Below are 22,144 nucleotides of genomic sequence, written 5' to 3' on the forward strand. Positions count from 1 at the left end.
GCAGCAGGACCCCGAGTCGCCATGGCCCACAATAACAAACGAGACCGAATTAACGACTCGGGACACTAGGCCGGTGTTCTCACCCTCGAACCTGGCGGTCGCCTGACCGAACTTGTCAGACCCTTCCTCTTTACTGTCCTGTTCCCCGGACACCGGGCGGCGGATTCACAGCTTGGACCCTGTCCCGCCACCCGGCCCACCCACCTGAATTGGAAGGTCTCTCGATGCTACGCACGATCATTCGCGCAACCCTGGCCGCGACGCTCCTCGCCGCGGCGCTCGCGGGCTGTGTTTCACCGGACCGGGTCTCGGCGAATCCCAGCGGCGCACCGAAGTGGGACGCCGGGGAGTCGTCGACACCGGCCCCGGTCGCGTCGCCACCCACCGCAGCTGATTTTGTCATCGGGGTGGTCGTCACCGAGCAGAAGTGCTTCGGATCGGCGGGCTGTATCTACCGGTACACGATCAATCCGCAGCACGTGAGCTCAAAGCCATTGCCGGACAAGACCACCGTGGTCTTCCGGGTCACGGGTGGTGATCAGACGCAGATCTGCAACTTCACCATCGACGGTGACGGTATCGCCACGTTCGACCGCGAAACCACACTCGACGGCCCAGAAGGCGCTGATCTACAAGCCACCGTCACCCAGGTCCTGCCCGGGCGCTGAGGTGTCCCCGAGACCGACGAATTGGTCGCTGATCGAGGGGCAGCGACCAATTCGTCCGTCCGTGTCCCCCGATCGGCGGATGCAGCGCCGTCCCGGCCGTGGTCCGATCAGCCGACAGACGCCAGGCACGACGTGCAGGACGCTCGACACAACCGTCGGCGCCCCTGCCGCGCAACGTATCTCCCCGAGACCAAGCAAGGAAAAGTGATCATGAGAGGAACCGCCGTGTACTACGAGATGCTGGACCTGGTCCGCGAACGCGCCAACGAGAAAGACTGGGACCTGATCTTCGACAGCGGCCCCAATGCGGAGTACCGCACGATGGTGTGGGAACACCCTCTGCTCAGCGCCACCGGCGTGGTCACGGAGCTGGAAATCGGGTTCAGCCCCGACGGCCGCATCATCTTCTCCGAGAGGCGGTACGGCGGCGTCGCCCACAAACGCGTCAAGCCGAACAACGCCTTCGGGTCCACCGATGTCTGCCTCGCCGCACTGCAGATGATCTGATCGGGAACCTGCCCCCAAACCGATCGATCCGCCTTCGCGACGGGAAGTTTGCTGGCATCCTTCTCACCTATGGGCGACTTCGGGTTGTTCGGAACCTGGCTCCTGCTTGCCGTGGTTGTCGTCGGCGCCGTGGCGCTGGCGGTCGGCAGCGTGTTGCTGGCCAGCCGCGTCATCGCGCGCGACACCCGCCCTGAGCACAACTCGGTGTTGTCACCGTTCCTCACCGTCGTCGGCCTCGTCTACGGTGCATTGCTGGGGTTCACCGTTGTCGTCGGATGGCAGCAATATCTCTCCGCGCAGACCAACGTGTCCAACGAAGCCTCGACGTTGGTCACCATGTACCGCCAGACGGTGGCCATGCCGCAGCCGGAACAGACCCAGGTGCGTGAACAGCTGCGCGCATACACCGCAGCGGTACAGGGTCCTGGATGGGGCAAGGAAGAGTTCGGCGCCATCAGCAACAACGGCCGACACGCACTCACTGAGATGTATCGCATCGTCGGCACTGCCAAGTCGGACTCGACCGCCAGCCCGATCAACAGTCAGTTCCTCAGCCAACTGGCTGTCCTGACCTCGGACCGCAGTGCGCGCATCCTCAACTCCAGTCCACGGATACCCGTGCTGTTGTGGTGCGCCCTGATCTTCGGCAGCCTGGTACTGATCACGCTGGCCAGCTTCATGCGCCTCGAGAGCAGCCGCGCTCACATGATCCTGGTCAGCACCGTCACTGTGCTGCTGGCCCTGCTGCTCTTCCTCGTCTTCATGCTCGACCATCCTTATGGCCCGGTGGGCGTTACCCCACAACGGTTTTCACATGCCGTGATGGTGTTCGACCTGATTGACCGCGGGACCTGACCGCTCTCCTGGCGGATCTCCGCGTCGGTTTCGACGGCAGGGCTGCTGTTCGACGACAACCACGACCCCGGTGTCGATAGCGGCGCGCATCCAGACCAATTTGCCTCTTGACCTAATTACGTGACGCATCGTAACTTAATCGTGTGTCCTCGCTCACAGGCCCGGGACGGCCACGTGATCCACAAACTCAGCGCGACATCATGCGCGCCACCCGCGACCTGCTCGCACGTGACGGCTACGACCAACTGTCAATCGAGGCCATCGCCCGCGAGGCCGGCGTCAGCCGGCCCACCATCTATCGGCGGTGGCCGTCGAAGGCCCACCTCGTCTTCGATGCCGCCTTCGGCCAGCCACCTGGTGGTGAACTGCTGTCGCTCTCAGGAGATTTCGACGCCGACCTGCGCGGCTTCACCTCGGCGGTACTCACCTTCTGGCGCGATCCCGTGGTGGAGGCCGCCGCACTCGGCATCCTGACCGAACGTCGCCGCGACCCGGAACTACACATCAAGACCCAGCAACTGCTCGATGAGCAGACCAAGGGCGCCTTCCGCTCTCTGGTCGCCTCAGGCGTGGAGCAGAGCCGGGTCCGTCCCGATGTCGACGTCGACATGGTCTACCAAGCGTTGATCGGCACCGCGTTCTACGCCGCGCACATGGAACCGGACATCGATGTCGACGACACCGCAGATCGATTGTGCTCCTTGCTGACCGAAGGAGCAGGACGTAAACAACCACGAAAGAAGGACCGACCATGACCGACAAGGCCGAATTGTCAGAGGCGTTCAACGCGCTGCTCGACGAGCTGCGCGGCATCGAGCAGAAATTGCTGACCGCCGAGCCCGCGCTGAGCGAACCCGATCTGCTCGACGGGTACCGCCTCACGTTCAGCCTGCTGCGGGTCAGCGTCGACGCCTACGTGTGGGGTGACCGGGACAAGCCCATCCTCGTCGACGTCATCAGCCCGTACCTCAAGTGGGGCGGTGACAATTCGGATGCGTTCTATCAGCTCGCACCGCTGAACCCGGCGCGCACCTATCGAGTCACCGGCAACCGCGGTGATGCGGTGTACCTGTCGATGACCGTCTACGGCGGGCCTGGTGAAGGCCGCTACAGCGACCGCATCGTCGGCACGATCAACAACCGCGACCTGGAGTTCGACGAGGACGGCAACTTCGAGTTCATCATGAGCCCCGATTCCCACCCGGGCGCCTGGCTCAAGCTGGACGCCGACACCGAATTCGCCTTGACCCGTGATTATCTGAACGATCCCACCACCGACCGCCGCCCGACGTGGCGAATCGAGGCGCTCGACCCGCCCGCCCGGCGGTCCGACAGCGCCGCAGATCTGGCCCGCCGCTTCCGGTACGCCAAGGCCTGGCTGCACGAGCAGGTTTCCTTCCTGCCCACCAGGGTTGAGCCCGCCAACCAGCTGCACCCACCGTTCCCGGTCCCCCAGAACGCCTACGGGTGGTCAGCCGCCGACGCGGCGTACGCCATGGGCGCTTACGACCTTGAACCGGATCAGGCCCTGATCATCGAGGGCACCTCGCCCGAGTGTGTGTTCTGGAACCTCTGCCTGTGGAATCCGTTCCTCCACACCTTCGACTACACGCACGAACGCGTCACGATCAACGGCGCCCATGTCACCTACGAACCGGACGGGTCGTGGCGGATCGTCATCAGCGACAAGGACCCGGGCCACCCGAACTGGGTCTCGACAGCCGGCCGGCCCAAGGGCCTGATCTGGCTGCGCTGGTTCCTGCCCGACGAGACCCCCGCACACCCGCAGTGTCGGGTGGTCGACGTGGCCGAAGTCGCGGCCCTGTGACCGCCGACCTGCAGCGTCCCGCCCCCATCCGGTTCGACGACCTGGCCAACCCTGCCTATCCTGCGGCCGCCCAACCGATCCGCGACGGACTGGCCGCCTACGGTGCGAATCTGGAGCTGGACCCCGAGGCGCTGCTGGCGGCCGCCACCGAGCGGTCCGGGCTGGATGATTTCGGTGACCCGGCGTTCCGGGAACGTCTCGACGTGCTGTGTACCGCGCTGCGTGAGGAAGCCGGCCTGTGCGACTCCGGCACGGCAATGGCCTTCGAGCAGCTGGTGGGCAGCCTGGTCAATCGGCTGCGGCTGGAGGCACTGATCGCCGACCATCCCGAGATCGAGGACATCGCGATCGAGCGGCCGATCATCATCTGCGGTTTGCCCCGCACCGGCACCACGCATCTGCACAACCTGCTCGCCGCGGATCCCGCGCTGCGCCACCTGCCGTACTGGGAGAGCCTCGAGCCGGTGCCTGCGCCCGGGGAAGAAGACACACCCGGACCCCGGGGGGACCGCTGCGCTGCCGGCCTCGAACTGATCAACTCCTCGATGCCGGAGTTCAAGCGGATGCACGACATGACCGTCGAGCACGCCCATGAGGAGATCCAGCTCCTGTCAAATGACATTTCCGGGATGCTTTGGGAAACCATGTATTACGTGCCGAGCTTCGCGGCTCACTACAAGGCACACGATCAGGCGCCGTCCTATGCGCATGTGAAGCGCAGCCTGCAGGCCATGCAGTGGTTGCGCGGCGGAACCCGCTGGGTGCTGAAATCACCCCAGCACCTCGAGCAGTTCCCGACCCTGGCCGCTACCTTCCCCGATGCCACTTTCATTGTCACGCACCGCGATCCGGTCGAGGTGACGCTGTCGATGATGACCATGATCTGCTACTCGATGCGGATGGCGGTCACGCAGCCCGACGTGGCCAAGGTGACCCGATACTGGTTGGACCGCATCGACGATCTGCTCGCCGGCTGTATCCGGGATCGCGATGTGCTGCCCACCGGGCAGTCCATCGACGTCCGGTTCGACGACTTCATGGCCGACGAGCGGGCCACGCTCGCGGACATCTACCGGCTCGCCGACCAGCCGTTCGGCGACGACGTCCGCGCGGCCATGAGCGACTTCCTCACCGAACACCCCCGCGGGCGCTACGGGGGCGTCATCTACGACCCGGCCGATCTACAGCTCGATCCGGCCGCCCTGGCCGAGCGATTCCGCGCCTACCGTGAGCGCTTTCTCACCCCTACGGAGGACAAATGAACCAGCCTGCACCACAGCCCATCACAGCGGAGGCCTGGGTGGCCACCGCGCTCGGCGAACCCACCGAGGTACTCGAACGCCAAACCGTCGAGGTGCGTGCACCCGGCCCCAACGAAGTCCGCGTCGCAGTCCGCGCGTTCTGCCTGAACTTCAACGACATCGACATCATCAAGGGGCGTTACACCACGCTGCCCCTGCAGCCGCCGTTCGTGCCGGGCATGGAAGCGGTCGGAGTGGTCGAGAGTGCGGGCCTGGGTGCCGAACATCTGGTCGGCCGCCGCGTGGTCGGGATCCCGGTGATGGCCTTCGGAGGGTATGCGTCGTACGCCATCGTCGACGCGGCAACAGTGCTCGATCTGCCGGAGTGGGTCAGCGACGTCGACGGCGCCGCCCTGCACTACCCGTTCCATCTGGGCTGGTTCGCACTACGCGAACGCGGCCGGTTGCAACCCGGTGAGACGCTGCTGGTGCACGCGGCGGCCGGCGGCACCGGGTCGGGCGCGCTGGTCCTCGGAAAGGCGCTGGGCGCCAAGGTGATCGCCACCGCCGGCAGCGAGGAGAAGCTGGAGCTCTGCCGGAAGCTGGGCGCAGACCACGCCGTCAACTACCGCGACGACAACTGGGTCGAGCAGGTCATGGACCTCACCTACGGCCGCGGCGTCGACGTCGCGTTCGACGCGGTGGGCGGAAGCGTGACGACGAATACGTTCCGCTGCATGGGATTCAACGGACGTCACCTGATGGCAGGGTTCGCCGAGGACATCGCCCTCGAAGACGGCGACTACATCTCGCCGCGTCCGATCGCCTACGGCAACTTCGATGTGTGCGGGGTCTGCCTGGTCTATGTGACCGATCCCCTGGCCGTGCGCCGCACGCTCGGGTTCAACTGGCCGGCGCGCTCCGAGGGCCTCGACGCCCACGTGCAGATTCTCGAGCTGATGCGTACCGGCCGGCTGCAGACTGTGGTGGGCGACAACGTGGAGTGGGATCAACTGCCGCAGGCGTTGGCGCGGATGGCCGCCCGCGAGACCACCGGCCGATTGGTGGTGAGCACGGGCGCGCACGACTGAAAGAGGCCTCCACCAAACGCTACAACGGGGGATGGCATCCGGGCGGATCCCCCGACTACTGGGCGAACGCGCAGTAGTCGGCATGGTCCGCCCGGCCAACCGTGCCGGCCGGCAGCAAGATTAGTATGCTTGTCTAGGTAATCTTGTCTGATGGTGGCCGGGGGGTCCCGTTGAGTTTTGGATGGTATGTCTTCATGCACCGCCCTGACGGCGGCGTGATGCCGATCGCTGGGTTCTGGCGCAAACGCACCGCAGTGCGGTGGGCCCAGCAGCATGCAGAGCCGGACTGCCATCTTGAGGTTCAACGTTACGACTGGTGGTTGACCCGCACCGCCGCGTGGCAGCGACGTAGCGACCGCTTTTACGGCGACGCCCCCGCACTGGCCGTCAATCAGCGATGATCGCCCTGCACTACGGATGAGTAGTAGACCGGGTACCGCTCTGGTCGCTCAGTGCCGGCGGGTACGTCGGTGGCCCAGTTACGTTGTGTAGCCGACGATGTCGACGTTCGAGTCTCGTACGTGTGGATGAGCGGTGCGGCTACTCTGCTCGTGGCGATACATCGCCGTTGTCCTTGTTACTCGACTCGAACGGCCACGTCGGACTCACCGCAACGCCATGCGCAGCGCGTCGGCGAGGTCGCCGCGCGACCCGACGGTCACGTCGTCGACCCCGAGCCATGCGGCCATCGATTGCAACTCCCCCGCCAACGCGTCTGCGACCCGCGAACGGTCGCGGCCGTCTTCGGTGAAAGCGCCCAATACCTGCAACGCGGCATCGGTCCGTTTGAGGTCGACTCGCGCCACCAGTTCCCCGTCGAGCAGAAACGGCCATACGTAGTAACCGAATTGGCGTTTGGGCGCGGGCACGTAGATTTCGATGCGGTAGTGAAAATCGAACCACCGCTCCACCCGGGGCCGGAAGAAGATCAACGGGTCGAACGGGCACAGCAGTGCGGTCCCGCGGTCGCGCCGCGGAACCGTCTGGCCCGCACGCAGGTAGGCCGGGGTGCCGTCGACGTCGACGGCCTCGAGCTGCCCGTCGGCCACCAGCTTGGCGATCGCCGGCTTGACCTGCCGCGCACCCATCCGGAAGTAGTCGCGGATGTCGGCCTCGGTGCCGACCCCCAGTGCGGTCGCCGCGCGCATGGTCAGTTCCCGGACCGCTTCGTCGTCGTCGACGTGCCGAGCCAGCACCTCCGGCGGCAGCACCCGCTCGGTGAGGTCGTAGTGCCGGGCGAAGCCGACCCGCGTGGCCGTCGTCAGGACGCCCGAGGACCACAGCGCCTCTGCGACCCACTTGGTCTCGCTGCGGTCCCACCACGGACCCTTGCGGCCGCGCGGCTCGGACTCGAGATGTGCCTCGATCTGGCCGGCGGTCGACGGCCCGAGCTCAGCGACCGCGGCCACGATGTCGTCGGCCAGCTTGGGATTCTTCCGGACGATCTCGGTACCCCACCGCCCGTGCGTGTACTCCCGCATCCGCCACCGCAGCAGCGGCCAGTCCTCGACCGCCATCAGCGCAGCCTCGTGCGCCCAGTACTCGGTCAGAAGCCGGGGTGAACGCGCGCTGTGCGACCAGGCCGCCCGGTCCAGCGCATCGCGGTCGTACGGCCCCAGTCGGCTGAACACCGGCGCGTAGTGGGCCCGTACCGCCACCGACACCGAATCCAACTGCAGCACCTGAATGCGGGAGATCAACCTGCGCAGATGCGCACGGGTGACCGGGCCGCGGGGTTTGGATTCGTGAAATCCCTGGGCCGCGACGGCGATGCGGCGGGCCTGTGTGCTGGTGAGGGTGGCCACGTAGCCATCGTTCCCTACGGCACCGACAAGTAGCGGAGCGGATTGGCGCAACAGGCCCGACAAGTAGCGGAGCGGATTGGAGCGATACTGGTCCGCGTGGCAGTGGACTGGGATGCGTTCGAGACCGAGTTGACCCTGGCTGCCGCGGACGCGGTCCGCGCGCTGGTCGCGACAGCCGCCTCAGAAACGCCGTATGCCGTGGCATTCAGCGAGTTCTATGCCGAGACCACCGGGGTGATCTACCTTCCGAATCTGGCGCTGGCCACCGAGGAGTCGGTCGAGGAGCCGGATTGCCGGTTCAGCCCGCCGGATTGGGAGTATCAGGACTACGAGTGGGGCGAAACCGATTCGGAGTGGAGTGATCGGCTCATCGCTGCGGTCACCGGCCTACCCCGCGCGCAGTGGGAGCAGGCGTGGGATCGGTTCGCCGAGGCGATGCTGACCATCGCGGCCGGGGTGCGGACCGCCCTCGTCGCCGACGGCACCCTGCCCGATGATGTGGTCGTCTACCTCGACGACGAGGAAGCCGACCTGCTGGTCCGCTCATTGACCGCCGACGAGCTGCGGCGTCACTTTCCCGAGTACGTCGCTTCTGCCGAAGCCGAACGTGAACTTCTGGCCCTGCCCGTCGAGCAGCGGGTGGCAGCACTCGCCGCGGCGGCCGGTCTCGTCAGCGGACCGGGCCACGAACTCGGCCGGGAACGCGCCACCGAACTCCTGCTCGACACCGGTGCTGCCGCCGTACCGGTCGCAGTAGCGGCACTCGGCCATCCCGAGACCGCCTGGACGGGCGCCAAGTTCCTGGCCGACCTCAACATCGTCACGCCGGAGGTGATGGACGCGCTGTGGGCGGCCCTGCCGCTGCGCGGTAACGCCCACGACTGGGTGGCTGCGGCTCTCGGCCGCCTCGGTGCCGGGCTGGAGGTGTTGGCGCGCAACGATCTTCCGGCCGGTAGCCGATCGGCGGCGGTCGCTGCGCCCTACCGTTCGTTTCGCGATCAGGGGCGCTCGCACCTGCCACTGGATTACACGCTGCTGGCCGCCGGGCTTGCCGATCCGGCGGTCGCGGGGGCGGTCGCAGAGGATCTGAAACCCGGAACCGGCTATTGCACCCTGGACGGGGCCGACCTACCGGGCGTCCGTCCCGGACTCGACCATTCCGAGCCCGTGATCCGCCGCCACGCGGTCATCGTTCTCAGCGATCTGATCGGACCGATGGGTCCCGGAGACCTCGACAGCGAGGTGGTGAAGAACCTGGAGCGACGGATCGACGAGCTGGCCGTCGACGACCCCGACAGTGAGGTGCGTCGGCTGGCCGGTTACCGCGTGCGCACGTAACTGCAGAACCGGTACCGCAAACCTGAGCTGCTGGTCATCCACTCTCCGGTGGTCTTCGTCCACGAATCGTCGAGCCCCGGCGCCATCGCGTCGCCCGCCGCTGGAGGCAGGTCGATGTCGATCTCGGTCACCTCGCAGCGGACCGCGAACGGAAGGGCCTGGGCGTAGATCTGCGATCCGCCGATCACCCAGCCGCGGAACACGTCGTCGAGGCCGGTCAGTACCTCGGCACCGTCGGCCACGTATCCGGGATCGCGGGTGATCACGACGTTGCGCCGGCCCGGCAGCGGGCGGACCTTGGCCGGGAGCGACTCCCAGGTCAGCCGGCCCATCACCACTGTCTGCCCGAGGGTGAGCTGCTTGAACCGGGCCTGGTCCTCCGGCAGATTCCACGGAATGCCGTTGTCACGGCCGATGACGCCTGAGGTGGACTGCGCCCAGATCATCGCCAGCTGTCGAAGATCGTCGGTCATACAGCGACGGGGGCCTTGATCGCCGGGTGCGGGTTGTAATTCAGAATCGCAATATCCTCAAAGCTGTAGTCGAAGATCGAGTCACGTTGCGCCAGAACGAGTTCTGGGTACGGTCTGGGATCCCTGCTCAGCTGCAGGGCCACCTGGTCGACGTGGTTGTCGTAGATGTGGCAGTCGCCGCCGGTCCAGACGAACTCACCGACGCCGAGCCCGGCCTGCGCGGCCATCATGTGGGTCAGCAGTGCGTAGCTGGCGATGTTGAACGGCACGCCCAGGAAGAGGTCGGCGCTGCGCTGGTACAGCTGGCAGGACAACTTGCCGTCGGCGACATAGAACTGGAAGAAGGCGTGGCACGGTGGCAGCGCCATCTGGGGGATCTCGCCGACGTTCCACGCCGAGACGATGTTGCGCCGCGAATCGGGGTCACGCTTGAGCAGATCCAGCGCGTTCGAGATCTGGTCGATGTGCTCGCCCGACGGTGTCGGCCACGACCGCCACTGCACGCCGTACACCGGGCCCAGATCGCCTGTCTCACTGGCCCATTCATCCCAGATCGTCACACCGTGGTCCTGCAGCCACCGCACGTTCGAATCGCCGCGCAGAAACCACAGCAATTCGTAGATCACCGATTTGGTGTGCACCTTCTTGGTGGTGAGCAACGGAAAGCCGGCGGCCAGGTCATAGCGCATCTGGTGTCCGAACAAACTGCGGGTGCCGGTACCGGTGCGATCGGATTTCGCCACCCCCTGCTCGGTCACCTTTCGCAGCAGGTCTTCGTAGGGGGTCGGGATCGGCACGCCACTCAGCTTACGTGTCGGCACGGAGAGTAGAACGGAGCCATGCCGACCACCACAGACACGATCACCACAGCTGATGGCACCTGCCGCGTCACCGTCGCCACACCGGAGGGAGAAGGTCCCTGGCCTGGCGTCGTGCTGTTCCCTGACGCCGGCGGCCTACGCCCCACCATGGAAGAGATGGCGGCCAAGCTGGCCGGATTCGGTTACGTCGTGCTGGTACCCGACGTCTACTACCGCAACCCGGGCTGGGGACCCTTCGACCTCAACACGGTGTTCACCGACCAGGAGCAGCGCAGGCAGCTCTTCGAACTGATGGGCACTCTCACCCCCGAGATACTGGCCGCCGATGCCGAGGCATTCTTCGACTACCTGGCGGCTCGACCCGACGTCACCGGCGAGAAGTTCGGCACCACCGGCTACTGCATGGGTGGCCGTGCCTCGTTGATCGTCGCCACCCGGGTGCCGGAGCGAGTCGCGGCTGCGCTGTCCTTCCACGGCGGCCGACTGGCCGTCGAAGACGACCCGGACAGCCCCCACCTGCTGGCCGACAAGATCCAGGCCACCGTTTATGTGGCCGCGGCCGAGAACGACGCGTCGTTCACCGAGGACGACGGCAAAAGGTTGGAGGATGCGCTGTCGGGCGCAGCCGTCGACCACACCATCGAGTTCTATCCCGCAGCCCACGGCTTCGCGGTGCCGGATCACACCGCGGTGTACGACGAGGCAGCCGCACAGCGGCACTGGGAGAACACCGAGCGGGTGTTCGGGGCCGCGTTAACCCCGGCATAGGCGGTAGGCGACGATTGACGGCGTGTATGACCAGCCCTTCTCCGACGAGTCCCATTCCACCGAGCCCGGATTCCGGATCGATCCGGTACTGGCCCGGAGCTGGTTGCTGGTAAATGGCGCACAGTACGAGCGGTTCGCCCCGGCGGCCCGCTCGCACGCCGACATCGTCGTCCTCGACATCGAGGACGCGGTGGCCCCCAAGGACAAGGTGGCCGCGCGCGAGAAGGTGACCCGCTGGCTGGCCGACGACAACAGCGACTGGGTCCGGATCAACGGCTTCGGCACCCCGTGGTGGGCTGACGATCTGGAGATGCTGGCCGGAACCTCGGTCGGCGGTGTGATGCTGGCCATGGTCGAGTCGGTGGACCATGTCACCGAGACGGCCCGACGCCTACCGGACGTGCCCATCGTCGCGCTGGTGGAGACGGCCCGGGGTCTGGAGCGGATCACCGAGATCGCCTCGGCCAAGGGCGCGTTCCGGCTCGCCTTCGGCATCGGCGATTTTCGGCGCGACACCGGCTTCGGTGACAACCCGGCAACGCTGGCGTATGCGCGCTCACGCTTCACCATCGCCGCCAAGGCCGCCGGTCTTCCTGGCGCCATCGACGGCCCCACCGTGGGGTCCAGCGCGCTGCGGCTGTCGGAGGCGACAGCGGTCTCGGCCGAGTTCGGGATGACCGGCAAGATATGCCTGACGCCGGATCAGTGCGCCACGGTCAACGAGGGTCTGGCCCCATCTCAGGACGAGATCAGTTGGGCGAAGGAATTTTTCGCCGAATTCCAGCGCGACGGCGGTGAGATCCGCAACGGGTCAGACCTGCCCCGGATCGCCCGGGCCAACAAGATCCTGGATCTGGCCCGGGCGTACGGCATCCACGAACCCGAGTACAGCGACGACCCGGACCACGTGCCGGCGCCGTCCGACACGTACCACTACTGAGGTTCGCTCAGGCCCGTGCTTTGTCGTCGTTGCGGTGCATGAAGTTGTTGATCGCGCGGACGATTCCGCGGCCTGCGTAAATGCCCGCGGCGACGGACACGATGATCATCGCGATGAACATCACCAGCCAGTTGGAGCGGCTGTGACTGACGTTCCACCAGATGAACGTGAACAGCAGCGCGCAGATGAAAACGACGATGTCCCGCCAGTTTCCACGGTAGGACATCGCGGCCTCACGGATTTCGCGGCTGCGGTCACTCGCATCGATCAAGCCGTCGATACGTTCGTCGATACTGGCCTTGAGCCGCGCTTTGCGTTCGACGTCTTCGGCGGGCAACCGGTCCAACAGATCGAGGTCCTTGGTGATCATGCCGCGGATGTCCGGCGGTTTGAGGTTGCCTGCGATCACCCCGAGCATCGCGCCACCGGCGATGGGCGCGGCTCCGAGTGCAAGTTCGGCGATCCCCGGCATAGCTGTCCTCTCGTCAGTCCATCAGCGTGGCAGCCAACGTGCCGCCCAACTCGTAGGCGCGCTCACGGACGGCTCCGTCCACCACTCCCGTAACTTCAAGCACGTCAGCCGCTTTGACCAACGCCAGCCCGGTCACAATCTTGTCGACCGCACCCGCAGCACCGACCGTGTCGTTGTTGCCATGTACCCACAGCCCGTACGGGCGCCCGGCCACGTGATCGAGGCTCGGGTAGTACACGGTATCGAAGAAGTGCTTCAATGCGCCGCTCATGTAGCCGAAATTGGCTGTGGTGCCGAACAAGTAGCCGTCGGCGGCCAACATGTCACTGACGGTCGCAGCTAACGCCGGCTTGGCCAGCACCTCAACCCCGGAGATGTCCGGATCGTGCGCGCCGGCGAGTACCGACTCGAGAAGCTCTCGCGTTGCCGGAGACGGCGTGTGATGCACCACCAGCAGCGTCTTGGTCATGACGACTGTTGTTCCTGCATCCGCACCGCCGTGCGCATGGTCTCGCGCGCGCGGCCCCGGTCGCCGGCGAAGTCATAGGCGCGGGCCAACCGGTACCAGCGAACCCAGTTGTCCGGGTCGGCCTCCAGTTCGGCCTTCACCGTCCCGAACAGTTCGTCGGCCGCGTCGCGTTCGATACGGCCCGATGGCCGGGTCGGCAGCTCGCTGACGTCGAGTTCCATGTCCTGTTCACGGGCGAGCCGAGCCAATCGTTGATGCGCCAGACCGGCCCGCAGCGTGGTCACCAACACCCAGATACCGATCAGCGGAAACACCAGCAGTGCCACGCCCAGCCCGATCGCGGCCGGCTCACCCGAGGTGATGAAGATGAGCGCGGTGCGTCCCAGCATCAGGAAGTAGACGATCAGCGCCAGGCACATGCAGCCGATCACCAGTTGGATGCGCAGCGACCGCGCGCCGTCGCTCACGACAGGTCGAGCAGCGGCTCAATGCCGATGGTCAGGCCGGGCCGCTCGCCGACCTTCCGCACGGCCAGCAGCACGCCCGGCACGAACGAGGACCGGTCCAGGCTGTCGTGCCGGATCGTCAGCGTCTCCCCCTGCGTTCCGAACAGCACCTCCTGGTGGGCGACCAGGCCGGCCAGCCGCACCGAGTGCACCGGCACCCCGTCCACATCGGCGCCGCGGGCCCCCTCCAGACCGGTGCTGGTGGCGTCCGGGTTGGGCGGCATGCCTTTTCGCGCCTCGGCGATGAGCTTCGCGGTACGTGCGGCGGTGCCGGACGGAGCGTCGGCCTTGTGCGGGTGGTGCAGTTCGATGATCTCGACCGATTCGAAATAGCGTGCCGCCTGCTGGGCGAAGTGCATCGACAGCACGGCGCCGATGGCGAAGTTCGGCGCGATGAGCACCGCGGACTCGGGCTTCTCCTTGAGCCAGGCCTCCACCTGTTCGATGCGCTCCCAGGTGAATCCGGTGGTTCCGACGACCGCGTGAATACCGTTGTCTATGAGGAATTTCAGGTTGTCCATCACCACATCGGGATGGGTGAAGTCGATGACCACGTCGGTCTTGGTGTCGGTGAGCAAGCTCAGCGAGTCACCGACGTCGACCCCGGTCGAAAATGTCAGATCCGCCGCCGATTCGACCGCGTGCACCATGGTCGCGCCGACTTTGCCCTTAGCCCCGAGAACACCAACTCGCATGGTTGGGAGCCTACTGCCCGTGCTTGCCGGCGGTATTGGGGCCGCTCCGAGAAAACTTTGTCCTGTCGCCCTGATGCTCGAACGATGGACGTTGAACGCCGGCCTGCGATCGCTGCCGTCCACTCGTCCCGACACCTACGGATTGATGGTGTCCGCGCCGATCTGGCGGCCCCACACGTACTCGGACACCAGCGGTTGTCCCAGCTCGAGGTGGTTGTACGGGGCGATCGATGCACCGGTATCCATCACCAGATACGGAGCCGGCCACAGGTCCTTGGTGACCGGCTGCCAGCAGCCGGGCCGGCCCTCGGGCCCACCCTTGGCGTTGACCCGCGGCAGGTTGTCGGGATAGACGTACGGGTTGCCCGCCCCGATCAGGAAGTCGTGCAGTTCAAGCGCGTAACCGTTGCGGGTCTGGGCGGCAAACTTCGGCGCGGCCTCGGCATAGTTGCGGACAGAACACGCCAACGCCGGGCTGTTGCGGTCGAGCATCTCGCTGACCGGCAGCAGGTCCTGGGCGCCGCGGACCAGATACGGCCCACCCCGCTCCAAAATGTCACCGCCGGTGTTTCCGAAACCGACCGCGGCCACCAGCGCCTGATCCAGATTGCCGCGCTGCTCGTCGAGTGTGCGAGCCGTCGTCACAGCATTGGTCAAACCATCGAACAAATCCGGGCCCGCGTTCGCATACATCTCGCCCAAATCAGCCAGACCCGCGATGTCACGACGGATCTGGGGCATCCGCGGATTGAGATCCGAGAGGATGTCGTTGCCGTTGACGATCGACTGGCCGAACTTGTCCCCCAGACCGTCCAACGCCTGAGCCGTCGCCGTCAGCGTCTGGTTCAGCTTGATCGGGTCGATCTGTTCGGAGATCGCGGTGATCGTCTCGAACAACGTGTTGAACTCCGTGGTCACACCCTGGGCCCGGATCGGCGTCGCCGGCGACAACCGCGTCGGCGACGGGTCCGGCGGCGACAAGAACGAGATGTACTTGTTGCCGAACACCGTCGTCGCCCGCAGTTCAGCGGTCACATTCTCCGGAATCAGCTTCAAATACTGAGGCTTGACATCCAAGGTCAGCTTGGCCTCGGGATTGTTGTCGACAGTGACGACATCGATGGAAGCCAACCGACCGATCGGCACACCGTTGAAGGTGACCTTGGACCCCGGATCCATCGCCAGACCAGCCCGACCCGACAACACGGTCAGCTGCGTTTTGTTCTCGAAGGTTCCGCGGAACTGCATCCAGGTCAACGTCAGCACCGCGACCAGCAGGATGATCATTCCCGCGCTCGCCGTCTTGTACGGCGGGTCGTATCGCCAGTGCTTGAACCGTCGTTGGGCTCGGACCCGCGACGTCACGGCGGATGGGGCCACGCGCAAACCTCCAACTTGTTGACGCGGCCAACCAGTTGGTCAGCAGAGTGAGCGAGCAGAACTCTCGCAAACGATCAGAGACGTCTGCAACTGCAACGGGCCGAGTGCGGCAAACATTAAATTGCGACCGCGAGACGATGTGCGTCACATCCCGTCGGCAGAAGTAACCGACGTAACGTTCCGAGGGCGCATCCGCAGCCGCCCCGGCGTGCCGTTGGCAGGCGTGCGAGGCACAGCGGCAGACCCCGCAGTATCCGGCTGAAAGGGATCCGATCGAGGGACGACGAAACCGGCTGTCCGGCAACCTGATTGCGAGTACCCGCAGCGCACGTGCATCTGCCAACTACGGTGGAACCATGCGTCCTGTCCAGGTGGTGCCGTTTGTCGTTGCCGTTCTTGCATTCATGGGATGCTCGGAGAACGCGGCCGCCGACGCCGCAGACCTCAACGGTCGCACCTTCATCTCGGAGCAGGTGGAGGGTGAGCAGATCCCCGGCGGCGGACCGCTGACGGTCGGTTTCGATGGGAAGCAGATCAGCACCTTCGCCGGCTGTAACCATGGTTCCGGCTCCGCCGATCTTGCCGATGGCCGGATCACGACCCAACTTGCGATGACCATGATGGCCTGCCCACCACCGGTCGGCGATTCGGATGCCTGGGTATCAAAGTTGTTCGGCGCCAAGCCAACCTGGTCGTTGTCGGGCGACACCCTCACCTTGCGCACCGACGCTGCGACCGTCACGCTGCGGGACAAAAAAGTGGCCGACCCCGATCACCCGCTCACCGGCACCACCTGGCAGGTCACCAGCCTGGTGTCCGCGCAGGCGGTCAGCACCTCGGTTGCACTCGAGCAGGCCAAACCCACGCTGACCATCGGCGACGACGGCGCTGTCAGCGGTTCGACGGGCTGCAATCGAATCACCGGCCGCGCCACCGTTTCCGGGTCGCCGGCAGTGATCGAGTTCGGCCCGCTGGCCACCACCAAGATGGCCTGCGCACCGGAGATCAACGAGATCGAGCAAGCCGTGTTGCGGGTCCTCAACGGCACAGTCCAGACATCCATCGACGCCGACGAACTGAGACTCTCCGACACCGACGGCAACGGACTGGTGCTGCGCGCGCAGTGACGTCAGAGCGGTGACGCCCCACGCAGATGCTCGAAGATCAGCGAGGTCTGCGTCCCGGCGACGTCGGCGTCGGCGTTGAGGTTTTCCACCACGAATGCCCGCAGGTCATCGGTGTCACGCGCGGCCACGTGCAGGATGAAATCGTCTCCCCCGGCCAGGAAGTACACGTCCATCACCTGCGGCCGGGTGCGGATGTGGGCAATGAAATTGCGGATCTTGCCCCGCGCGTTCGATTGCAGACTCACCGAGATCATTGCCTGCAGACTGAGTCCCACGGCAGCCGGATCGATATCGGTGTAGAAGCCGCGGATCACTCCGATCTCCTGGAGCCTGCGCACCCGACCGTGGCAGGTCGAGGCGGCGATACCGACCGTCTCCGCCAGTGCGCTGTTGGACATGCGGGCGTCGGCGTGCAGCGCCAACAGGATGCGCCGGTCCACGTCGTCGAGATCAGGCCGAACATCCTTCGGCGAACGGGCCACACGCCCGGGCAAGTTTGATGATTCTTCCGCCACTCGACGAGCTTAACGAATCTTCGTCGGAGATATTGCTCACTTATCGAAGGTTCTTCACACTTATTTTCAGCACCCCAACTTTGAAGGAGCGAGCATGCTCGTCGGCATCCCGACCGAGATCAAGAACAACGAGTACCGCGTGGCCATCACCCCGGCGGGCGTGGCGGAACTGACCCGACGCGGCCACGACGTGATCATCCAGGCCGGCGCCGGCGAGGGTTCGGCCATCACCGACAACGACTTCAAGGCCGCAGGCGCGGAGATCGTCACCACTGCCGATCAGGTCTGGGCCGATGCCGAGCTGCTCCTCAAGGTCAAGGAGCCCATCGCGGCGGAGTACTCGCGCATGCGCAAGGGCCAGACGCTGTTCACCTATCTACATCTGGCGGCGTCCAAGGAATGCACCGACGCGCTGCTCGCCTCGAACACCACCTCGATCGCCTACGAGACGGTGCAGACCGCTGATGGTGCGCTGCCGCTGTTGGCGCCGATGAGCGAGGTCGCCGGCCGGCTGTCGGCGCAGGTCGGCTCGTACCACCTGATGCGCACGCAGGGTGGCCGCGGCATTCTGATGGGTGGCGTTCCCGGTGTCGCACCGGCCGAGGTCGTCGTCATCGGCGGTGGCGTGGCCGGCTACAACGCGGCCCGCATCGCCAAGGGCATGGGCGCCCACGTCACCGTGTTCGACCTGAACATCAACACGCTGCGCAAGATCGACAACGAGACCAACGCCGGCATCGAAACGCGTTACTCGTCCAGCCTGGAGCTCGAAGAGGCCGTCAAGAAGGCAGATCTGGTGATCGGCGCGGTGTTGATCCCGGGCGCCAAGGCACCCAAGTTGGTCACCAATTCGACCGTGGCCCACATGAAGCCGGGGGCGGTGCTGGTCGACATCGCCATCGACCAGGGCGGCTGCTTCGAGGACTCCCGCCCCACCACCCATGACGACCCGACGTTCGCCGTGCACGACACGGTGTTCTACTGCGTGGCCAACATGCCCGGCTCCGTGCCGCGCACGTCGACCTTCGCACTGACCAACGCCACCATGCCGTACGTCCTCAAGTTGGCCGACAAGGGCTGGAAAGCCGCCTGCGCGGCCGACCAAGCACTGGCCAAGGGTCTGTCGACGCACGAAGGTGCGCTGCTGTCCGAGCAGGTCGCCGCCGACCTCGACATGCCGTTCACCGATCCGGGCACAGTCCTGGCGTAGGCAAACCCCTCGCGATCGCCCGGCCGATCCCTTCGGCCGGGCGGTTGACACCCCGACAGGGTCAAACTTGACACGTGTCAAGTATGGTGGTGTCCATGTTGCTGCAGCAGTTGTTACCCACCGTGCCGACGACCACCGCCGAGGCGCTGGCAATCTTCGACGCGGCCGAGGCTGTGGAGCCGGAGTTCATGCTCGGCACCTGGCACGGCGCCGAACTCCCGACCGGACATCCGATGGATGGTCTGCTGGCGGCCAGCGGTTGGTGGGGCAAGCAGTTCGTCGATGCCGAGACCGTGCACCCCCTGTTGTTCCCCACCGGCGACGGCACCTCGCTGTGGGCCCTCAACCCGCTGCTGGCATTCGGCGGCCTCGGGGTGTCGACCAAAATCCCTCTGCTTCGGAACCGGTCGATGACAGGGCCGATCGCGGCGTTGCGGCCCCTGCTGCAGACCCGCGCGCCCAAGGCCAGGTTGCGCACCACCCGGTACCGCGGCGTGGACACCGCGACGATGGTCTACGACCAGCTACCCATCAACGACGTGTTCCGGCGGCTGTCCGACGACACCGTGATCGGGGCGATGGACCTGCGGAACTCCCGCAAGCCGTATTTCTTCGTCCTACAGCGAGACGACTCGATGCGGGTGACCTAGCAGCCACGCGTACGCGCGCTGTTAACCACACATTCGGCCAGTGGCTCCACGTCGGTGCTTGGATCGAAAGGGCAAGCGTTACAAGGTCTTTTCCTCCGATCGACGTTCCAGGACTGAGGAGTCACCCATGGTCAACCTGCCCGTCGCGCACCAGCCCCGCCCACTGCTGCCCGAGCTCTCGGAGTTCTTCGCCGGCATCACCCCGTTCCCCCGCCTGCGTCCGATCTTCAAGCGCAACCTCATGCGCATCGAGGACGAGGTCACCGAGGACCACTACGAACTGCGGGCCGAGATCCCCGGTATCGATCCGGCCAACGACGTTCAGATCACTGTCGCCGACGGCCAGCTGACTGTGAAGGCCGAGCGTTCAGAGCGCGCCGACACCACCGCGCGGTCGGAGTTCTCCTACGGCTCGTTCCTGCGCACCGTAACGCTGCCCGCCGAGGCCGATGAGGACAACATCACGGCCGGCTACGAGCGCGGCATCCTGACCGTACGCGTGCCGTTGTCGCAGAACCCCGCCGGCGCCCGCCAGATCGCAATCCAGGACACCGAGAACGGCTCGACCGCAATCGAATCCGCCGAACATTCAGAGTAGCGCCGGCAGAATCAGCGCGGTCAACTCACCGATGAGCGGACGCAGGTTGTCGGCCTTCGGGTCGTCGGCCTGCGACCGCGTCATCACCGCCAACAGCAACCGTTGCCCGTTCGGCCCATAGGCGATCCCCACGTCGTTGGTGCTGCCGTAGTCCCCGCTGCCGGTCTTGTCGGCGGTGGTCCAGCCCTCCGGCAGTCCGGCACGCACGCTCGAGGTCTGGTTGGCCCGCATCCAGTCCTCCAGCTGGCGCCGCTGCGGCGGGCTCAACGCGTCACCGACCAGGATCTCGCGGTATCCGATCGCCAGCGCCGCCGGCGTGGACGTATCTCTCGGGTCCCCGGGAATCGCCGAGTTCAGCTCGACCTCCCAGCGGTCCAGCCGGGTGCGCTCATCTCCGATGCTACGAGCGAACGCGGTGATGCCGGCAGGCCCGTCAATCGTTTTCAGCAGCAGGTTGCCCGCAGTGTTGTCACTCCGCTGCAGTGCCGCCTGACACAGCTCCGCCAGCGTCATCTCGGAACCGGCATGGGTCTCGGTGACCGGAGAGTTCGGCACGAGCGCCTCCGGGTCGACGAACACCCGGTTGTCCAGTGAGATCTGCCCACGCCCGACCATCTGCAGCACGCGCGCCGCGGCATACCCCTTGAACGTCGAACACATCGCGAACATCTCGTCGGGCCGGTGTGTGAGTGTACGTCCGGAATCCAGATTGGTCGCGGACAAGCCGATCAGGGCGTTGTCACGACGTTCCAGTTCGGCGATCTGGTCAACTACCGGAGTCGCGAACGCCGGTGCGGCGTTACCCACACCGGCTCCGACGGCTGCCGCCGCCACGAGCGAACCGATCAGAACATTGCGCCGCGAGAGTCCCGTCATCGGACCCAGCCTAGCGGGTCAGCCGACGATAGTTTGAAGCTGTTGCGGCAGAGTCTTTTTCGATCGGTGCGGGCCGAGTACGGCCGCACCGTAGTCGCGGGACAGCAACTGATGTGCCACCGCATTGACCTCTTCGAGGGTGACGGCCTCGATCTGGGCCAACGTGTGATCGATGGTCCGGTGTTCGCCGTAATTGAGCTCACTGCGGCCGATCCGGTGCATGCGCGATCCGGAGTCCTCCAGACCCAGCACCAGCCCACCACGCAACGAGCCCTTGGCGATCCGGCACTCGTCGGCGGTGATCCCGTCTCTGGCAACGCCTTCCAGCACCTCGGTGGTCACCCGGACGACTTCGTCGAACCGCTCGGGCTGACAGCCGGCGTACACCGAGAGCGCACCGCTGTCGGCAAAGGTGTCGACCGTCGAATACACCGAGTAGGCCAGGCCGCGGGATTCCCGGATCTGCTGGAACAGACGGGAACTCAGGCCGCCACCGAGGGCGGTGTTGAGCACCGACAGCGCCCACCGGTGTTCCCAGTGCCGGCCGGGCGTGCGAACGCCCAGCGACACGTGGGTCTGCTCTCCGTCGCGGTCGACCACGAGCAGCGACGGCTTGCCGACGACACGTCCCGCCCCTTTGCGCGGTGCCACCGCGGTGCGTCCGGGTTCCAGTCGCGGACCGAAATGCTGCCGCACGAGCGAGACGACCACGTCGTGGTCGATGTTGCCCGCCACCGCCACGATCATCCGTTCGGGCGTGTAACGGCGCACGTGGAAGGAGTGCAACTGCGCGCGCGTCATCGTCTCGATGGACTCGACGCTGCCGATCACCGGCCGTCCGACCGGGTGATCGCCGAACATCGCTGTCAGGAACACGTCACCGAGACTGTCCTCGGGATCGTCGTCGCGCATGGCGATCTCTTCGAGGACGACGTCGCGCTCCACCTCGACATCCTCGGTGGCACAACGGCCCCGCAACACGACGTCGGCCACCAGGTCGACGGCGAGTTCCAGGTCGGAGTCGAGCACATGTGCGTAGTAGCAGGTGTGCTCGCGCGTCGTGAACGCGTTCAGCTCACCACCGACGGCATCGACAGCCTGTGCAATATCGACTGCGCTGCGCGTCGGGGTGGCCTTGAACAGCAGGTGTTCCAGGAAGTGGGCGGCACCCGCGACGCTTCGTCCTTCGTCGCGGGAACCGACACCTACCCAGACCCCGACGGATGCCGAACGCACCGACGGGATGTACTCAGTGACCACCCGGAGTCCGCCGGGCAGATCTGTCCGGCGGACATCAGTGGTATTCAGTGC

At 65.8% G+C, this 22,144-nt stretch carries 26 protein-coding genes; 15 read left to right on the forward strand and 11 right to left on the reverse strand.

Features of this window, described 5'->3' with window-relative positions; translation table 11 throughout:
• The first annotated feature begins 224 nt into the window (after positions 1-224).
• The 8 genes from AC4ELH_RS00005 (at position 225) to AC4ELH_RS00040 (ending at position 6,591) form a co-directional block, all read left to right on the forward strand.
• On the forward strand, positions 225-668 hold the full coding sequence (locus AC4ELH_RS00005) for a hypothetical protein (RefSeq protein ID WP_498882940.1): 444 nt from the start codon (positions 225-227) through the stop codon (positions 666-668).
• A 210-nt stretch (positions 669-878) separates the two neighbouring features.
• The gene (locus AC4ELH_RS00010; RefSeq protein WP_174554294.1) at positions 879-1,175 is read left to right on the forward strand and encodes a hypothetical protein; all 297 of its coding nucleotides are present in this window, start codon (positions 879-881) and stop codon (positions 1,173-1,175) included.
• Positions 1,176-1,244: 69 nt separating this feature from the next.
• Positions 1,245-2,030, forward strand: a complete 786-nt coding sequence (locus tag AC4ELH_RS00015; protein WP_064884356.1) for a bestrophin-like domain — start codon at positions 1,245-1,247, stop codon at positions 2,028-2,030.
• A 143-nt stretch (positions 2,031-2,173) separates the two neighbouring features.
• A complete protein-coding gene (locus AC4ELH_RS00020) occupies positions 2,174-2,785 on the forward strand; it encodes a TetR/AcrR family transcriptional regulator (RefSeq protein ID WP_064960186.1) in 612 nt (203 codons plus the stop codon).
• Complete coding sequence (locus AC4ELH_RS00025) at positions 2,782-3,858, forward strand: DUF1214 domain-containing protein (RefSeq protein ID WP_064884352.1); 1,077 nt, start codon at positions 2,782-2,784, stop codon at positions 3,856-3,858. The genes AC4ELH_RS00020 and AC4ELH_RS00025 overlap by 4 nt, the downstream gene beginning before the upstream one ends.
• Positions 3,855-5,120 (forward strand): sulfotransferase family protein, encoded by a 1,266-nt coding sequence (locus AC4ELH_RS00030; protein WP_498882941.1) that lies wholly within the window; start codon positions 3,855-3,857, stop codon positions 5,118-5,120. Before AC4ELH_RS00025 ends, AC4ELH_RS00030 begins: the two co-directional genes overlap by 4 nt.
• Positions 5,117-6,190 (forward strand): NADPH:quinone oxidoreductase family protein, encoded by a 1,074-nt coding sequence (locus tag AC4ELH_RS00035; protein ID WP_064884348.1) that lies wholly within the window; start codon positions 5,117-5,119, stop codon positions 6,188-6,190. Before AC4ELH_RS00030 ends, AC4ELH_RS00035 begins: the two co-directional genes overlap by 4 nt.
• 194 nt (positions 6,191-6,384) lie before the next feature.
• Complete coding sequence (locus AC4ELH_RS00040; RefSeq protein WP_064884346.1) at positions 6,385-6,591, forward strand: hypothetical protein; 207 nt, start codon at positions 6,385-6,387, stop codon at positions 6,589-6,591.
• A 204-nt stretch (positions 6,592-6,795) separates the two neighbouring features.
• Here the strand turns inward: AC4ELH_RS00040 and AC4ELH_RS00045 are convergent, their stop codons facing one another.
• A complete protein-coding gene (locus AC4ELH_RS00045; RefSeq protein ID WP_498882942.1) occupies positions 6,796-7,995 on the reverse strand; it encodes a winged helix-turn-helix domain-containing protein in 1,200 nt (399 codons plus the stop codon).
• Between the two features lie 96 nt (positions 7,996-8,091).
• Between AC4ELH_RS00045 and AC4ELH_RS00050 the strand changes: the two genes are divergently transcribed.
• Entirely contained in the window at positions 8,092-9,333 is a 1,242-nt protein-coding gene (locus AC4ELH_RS00050) for a hypothetical protein (protein ID WP_498882943.1), read from the forward strand.
• Here the strand turns inward: AC4ELH_RS00050 and AC4ELH_RS00055 are convergent.
• Complete coding sequence (locus AC4ELH_RS00055) at positions 9,315-9,806, reverse strand: dihydrofolate reductase (RefSeq protein ID WP_448449098.1); 492 nt, start codon at positions 9,804-9,806, stop codon at positions 9,315-9,317. The two genes, AC4ELH_RS00050 and AC4ELH_RS00055, sit on opposite strands and share 19 nt — an antisense overlap.
• Positions 9,803-10,603, reverse strand: a complete 801-nt coding sequence (locus AC4ELH_RS00060; RefSeq protein WP_064960180.1) for a thymidylate synthase — start codon at positions 10,601-10,603, stop codon at positions 9,803-9,805. The genes AC4ELH_RS00055 and AC4ELH_RS00060 overlap by 4 nt, the downstream gene beginning before the upstream one ends.
• Positions 10,604-10,645: 42 nt before the next feature.
• On the opposite strand from AC4ELH_RS00060, the gene AC4ELH_RS00065 reads away from it, so the two are divergent.
• Both AC4ELH_RS00065 and AC4ELH_RS00070 read left to right on the forward strand, forming a co-directional pair.
• A complete protein-coding gene (locus AC4ELH_RS00065) occupies positions 10,646-11,395 on the forward strand; it encodes a dienelactone hydrolase family protein (protein ID WP_064884336.1) in 750 nt (249 codons plus the stop codon).
• Positions 11,396-11,417: 22 nt separating this feature from the next.
• Entirely contained in the window at positions 11,418-12,335 is a 918-nt protein-coding gene (locus AC4ELH_RS00070; protein ID WP_064884334.1) for an HpcH/HpaI aldolase/citrate lyase family protein, read from the forward strand.
• A gap of 7 nt (positions 12,336-12,342) precedes the next feature.
• Here the strand turns inward: AC4ELH_RS00070 and AC4ELH_RS00075 are convergent, their stop codons facing one another.
• From AC4ELH_RS00075 to AC4ELH_RS00095, 5 genes are all read right to left on the reverse strand, one after another.
• Positions 12,343-12,807, reverse strand: a complete 465-nt coding sequence (locus AC4ELH_RS00075; RefSeq protein WP_064884332.1) for a hypothetical protein — start codon at positions 12,805-12,807, stop codon at positions 12,343-12,345.
• 13 nt (positions 12,808-12,820) lie between these two features.
• The gene (locus AC4ELH_RS00080; RefSeq protein WP_448449096.1) at positions 12,821-13,276 is read right to left on the reverse strand and encodes a flavodoxin family protein; all 456 of its coding nucleotides are present in this window, start codon (positions 13,274-13,276) and stop codon (positions 12,821-12,823) included.
• Positions 13,273-13,743, reverse strand: a complete 471-nt coding sequence (locus tag AC4ELH_RS00085; RefSeq protein ID WP_498882944.1) for a hypothetical protein — start codon at positions 13,741-13,743, stop codon at positions 13,273-13,275. The genes AC4ELH_RS00080 and AC4ELH_RS00085 overlap by 4 nt, the downstream gene beginning before the upstream one ends.
• Positions 13,740-14,477: a 4-hydroxy-tetrahydrodipicolinate reductase gene (gene dapB / locus AC4ELH_RS00090; protein WP_064884326.1), complete on the reverse strand. Its 738-nt coding sequence runs from the start codon at positions 14,475-14,477 to the stop codon at positions 13,740-13,742. The genes AC4ELH_RS00085 and dapB overlap by 4 nt, the downstream gene beginning before the upstream one ends.
• A 135-nt stretch (positions 14,478-14,612) precedes the next feature.
• Positions 14,613-15,764 carry an MCE family protein gene (locus AC4ELH_RS00095; protein ID WP_448449103.1) on the reverse strand — a complete coding sequence of 384 codons (1,152 nt, stop codon included), beginning with the start codon at positions 15,762-15,764 and terminating at the stop codon, positions 14,613-14,615.
• A gap of 449 nt (positions 15,765-16,213) precedes the next feature.
• Here AC4ELH_RS00095 and AC4ELH_RS00100 point away from each other — a divergent pair, with 449 nt between their 5' ends.
• Positions 16,214-16,984, forward strand: a complete 771-nt coding sequence (locus AC4ELH_RS00100) for an META domain-containing protein (protein WP_064884325.1) — start codon at positions 16,214-16,216, stop codon at positions 16,982-16,984.
• 2 nt (positions 16,985-16,986) lie between these two features.
• Here the strand turns inward: AC4ELH_RS00100 and aldR are convergent, their stop codons facing one another.
• Positions 16,987-17,499, reverse strand: coding sequence for an HTH-type transcriptional regulator AldR (gene aldR / locus AC4ELH_RS00105; RefSeq protein ID WP_064960177.1), 513 nt, complete (start codon positions 17,497-17,499; stop codon positions 16,987-16,989).
• A 94-nt stretch (positions 17,500-17,593) separates the two neighbouring features.
• Between aldR and ald the strand changes: the two genes are divergently transcribed.
• The 3 genes from ald to AC4ELH_RS00120 all read left to right on the forward strand — a co-directional run bounded on the left by ald (position 17,594) and on the right by AC4ELH_RS00120 (position 19,957).
• Positions 17,594-18,709, forward strand: a complete 1,116-nt coding sequence (gene ald, locus AC4ELH_RS00110) for an alanine dehydrogenase (protein WP_498882945.1) — start codon at positions 17,594-17,596, stop codon at positions 18,707-18,709.
• A gap of 95 nt (positions 18,710-18,804) precedes the next feature.
• The gene (locus tag AC4ELH_RS00115) at positions 18,805-19,359 is read left to right on the forward strand and encodes a DUF4334 domain-containing protein (protein ID WP_064884489.1); all 555 of its coding nucleotides are present in this window, start codon (positions 18,805-18,807) and stop codon (positions 19,357-19,359) included.
• A 127-nt stretch (positions 19,360-19,486) separates the two neighbouring features.
• A complete protein-coding gene (locus AC4ELH_RS00120) occupies positions 19,487-19,957 on the forward strand; it encodes an Hsp20/alpha crystallin family protein (RefSeq protein WP_448449094.1) in 471 nt (156 codons plus the stop codon).
• On the opposite strand, the gene bla is transcribed toward AC4ELH_RS00120, so the two are convergent.
• On the reverse strand, positions 19,949-20,833 hold the full coding sequence (gene bla / locus AC4ELH_RS00125; protein ID WP_448449093.1) for a class A beta-lactamase: 885 nt from the start codon (positions 20,831-20,833) through the stop codon (positions 19,949-19,951). The genes AC4ELH_RS00120 and bla overlap by 9 nt on opposite strands.
• 18 nt (positions 20,834-20,851) lie before the next feature.
• Entirely contained in the window at positions 20,852-22,141 is a 1,290-nt protein-coding gene (locus AC4ELH_RS00130; RefSeq protein WP_064884315.1) for a M16 family metallopeptidase, read from the reverse strand.
• Between the last annotated feature and the right edge of the window lie 3 nt (positions 22,142-22,144).

The sequence above is a fragment of the Mycobacterium shunyiense genome (assembly GCF_058270075.1).

What these genes read in the sequence shown, in the direction of transcription:
- dapB (WP_064884326.1), bottom strand. Translation starts at nt 14,477, where the DNA reads ATGCGAGTTGGTGTTCTCGGGGCTAAGGGCAAAGTCGGCGCGACCATG.
- AC4ELH_RS00005 (WP_498882940.1), top strand. Translation starts at nt 225, where the DNA reads ATGCTACGCACGATCATTCGCGCAACCCTGGCCGCGACGCTCCTCGCC.
- AC4ELH_RS00015 (WP_064884356.1), top strand. Translation starts at nt 1,245, where the DNA reads ATGGGCGACTTCGGGTTGTTCGGAACCTGGCTCCTGCTTGCCGTGGTT.
- AC4ELH_RS00010 (WP_174554294.1), top strand. Translation starts at nt 879, where the DNA reads ATGAGAGGAACCGCCGTGTACTACGAGATGCTGGACCTGGTCCGCGAA.
- AC4ELH_RS00065 (WP_064884336.1), top strand. Translation starts at nt 10,646, where the DNA reads ATGCCGACCACCACAGACACGATCACCACAGCTGATGGCACCTGCCGC.
- AC4ELH_RS00055 (WP_448449098.1), bottom strand. Translation starts at nt 9,806, where the DNA reads ATGACCGACGATCTTCGACAGCTGGCGATGATCTGGGCGCAGTCCACC.
- AC4ELH_RS00080 (WP_448449096.1), bottom strand. Translation starts at nt 13,276, where the DNA reads ATGACCAAGACGCTGCTGGTGGTGCATCACACGCCGTCTCCGGCAACG.
- AC4ELH_RS00040 (WP_064884346.1), top strand. Translation starts at nt 6,385, where the DNA reads ATGCACCGCCCTGACGGCGGCGTGATGCCGATCGCTGGGTTCTGGCGC.
- AC4ELH_RS00025 (WP_064884352.1), top strand. Translation starts at nt 2,782, where the DNA reads ATGACCGACAAGGCCGAATTGTCAGAGGCGTTCAACGCGCTGCTCGAC.
- ald (WP_498882945.1), top strand. Translation starts at nt 17,594, where the DNA reads ATGCTCGTCGGCATCCCGACCGAGATCAAGAACAACGAGTACCGCGTG.
- AC4ELH_RS00100 (WP_064884325.1), top strand. Translation starts at nt 16,214, where the DNA reads ATGCGTCCTGTCCAGGTGGTGCCGTTTGTCGTTGCCGTTCTTGCATTC.
- bla (WP_448449093.1), bottom strand. Translation starts at nt 20,833, where the DNA reads ATGACGGGACTCTCGCGGCGCAATGTTCTGATCGGTTCGCTCGTGGCG.
- AC4ELH_RS00120 (WP_448449094.1), top strand. Translation starts at nt 19,487, where the DNA reads ATGGTCAACCTGCCCGTCGCGCACCAGCCCCGCCCACTGCTGCCCGAG.
- AC4ELH_RS00095 (WP_448449103.1), bottom strand. Translation starts at nt 15,764, where the DNA reads ATGATCATCCTGCTGGTCGCGGTGCTGACGTTGACCTGGATGCAGTTC.
- AC4ELH_RS00035 (WP_064884348.1), top strand. Translation starts at nt 5,117, where the DNA reads ATGAACCAGCCTGCACCACAGCCCATCACAGCGGAGGCCTGGGTGGCC.
- AC4ELH_RS00075 (WP_064884332.1), bottom strand. Translation starts at nt 12,807, where the DNA reads ATGCCGGGGATCGCCGAACTTGCACTCGGAGCCGCGCCCATCGCCGGT.
- AC4ELH_RS00115 (WP_064884489.1), top strand. Translation starts at nt 18,805, where the DNA reads ATGTTGCTGCAGCAGTTGTTACCCACCGTGCCGACGACCACCGCCGAG.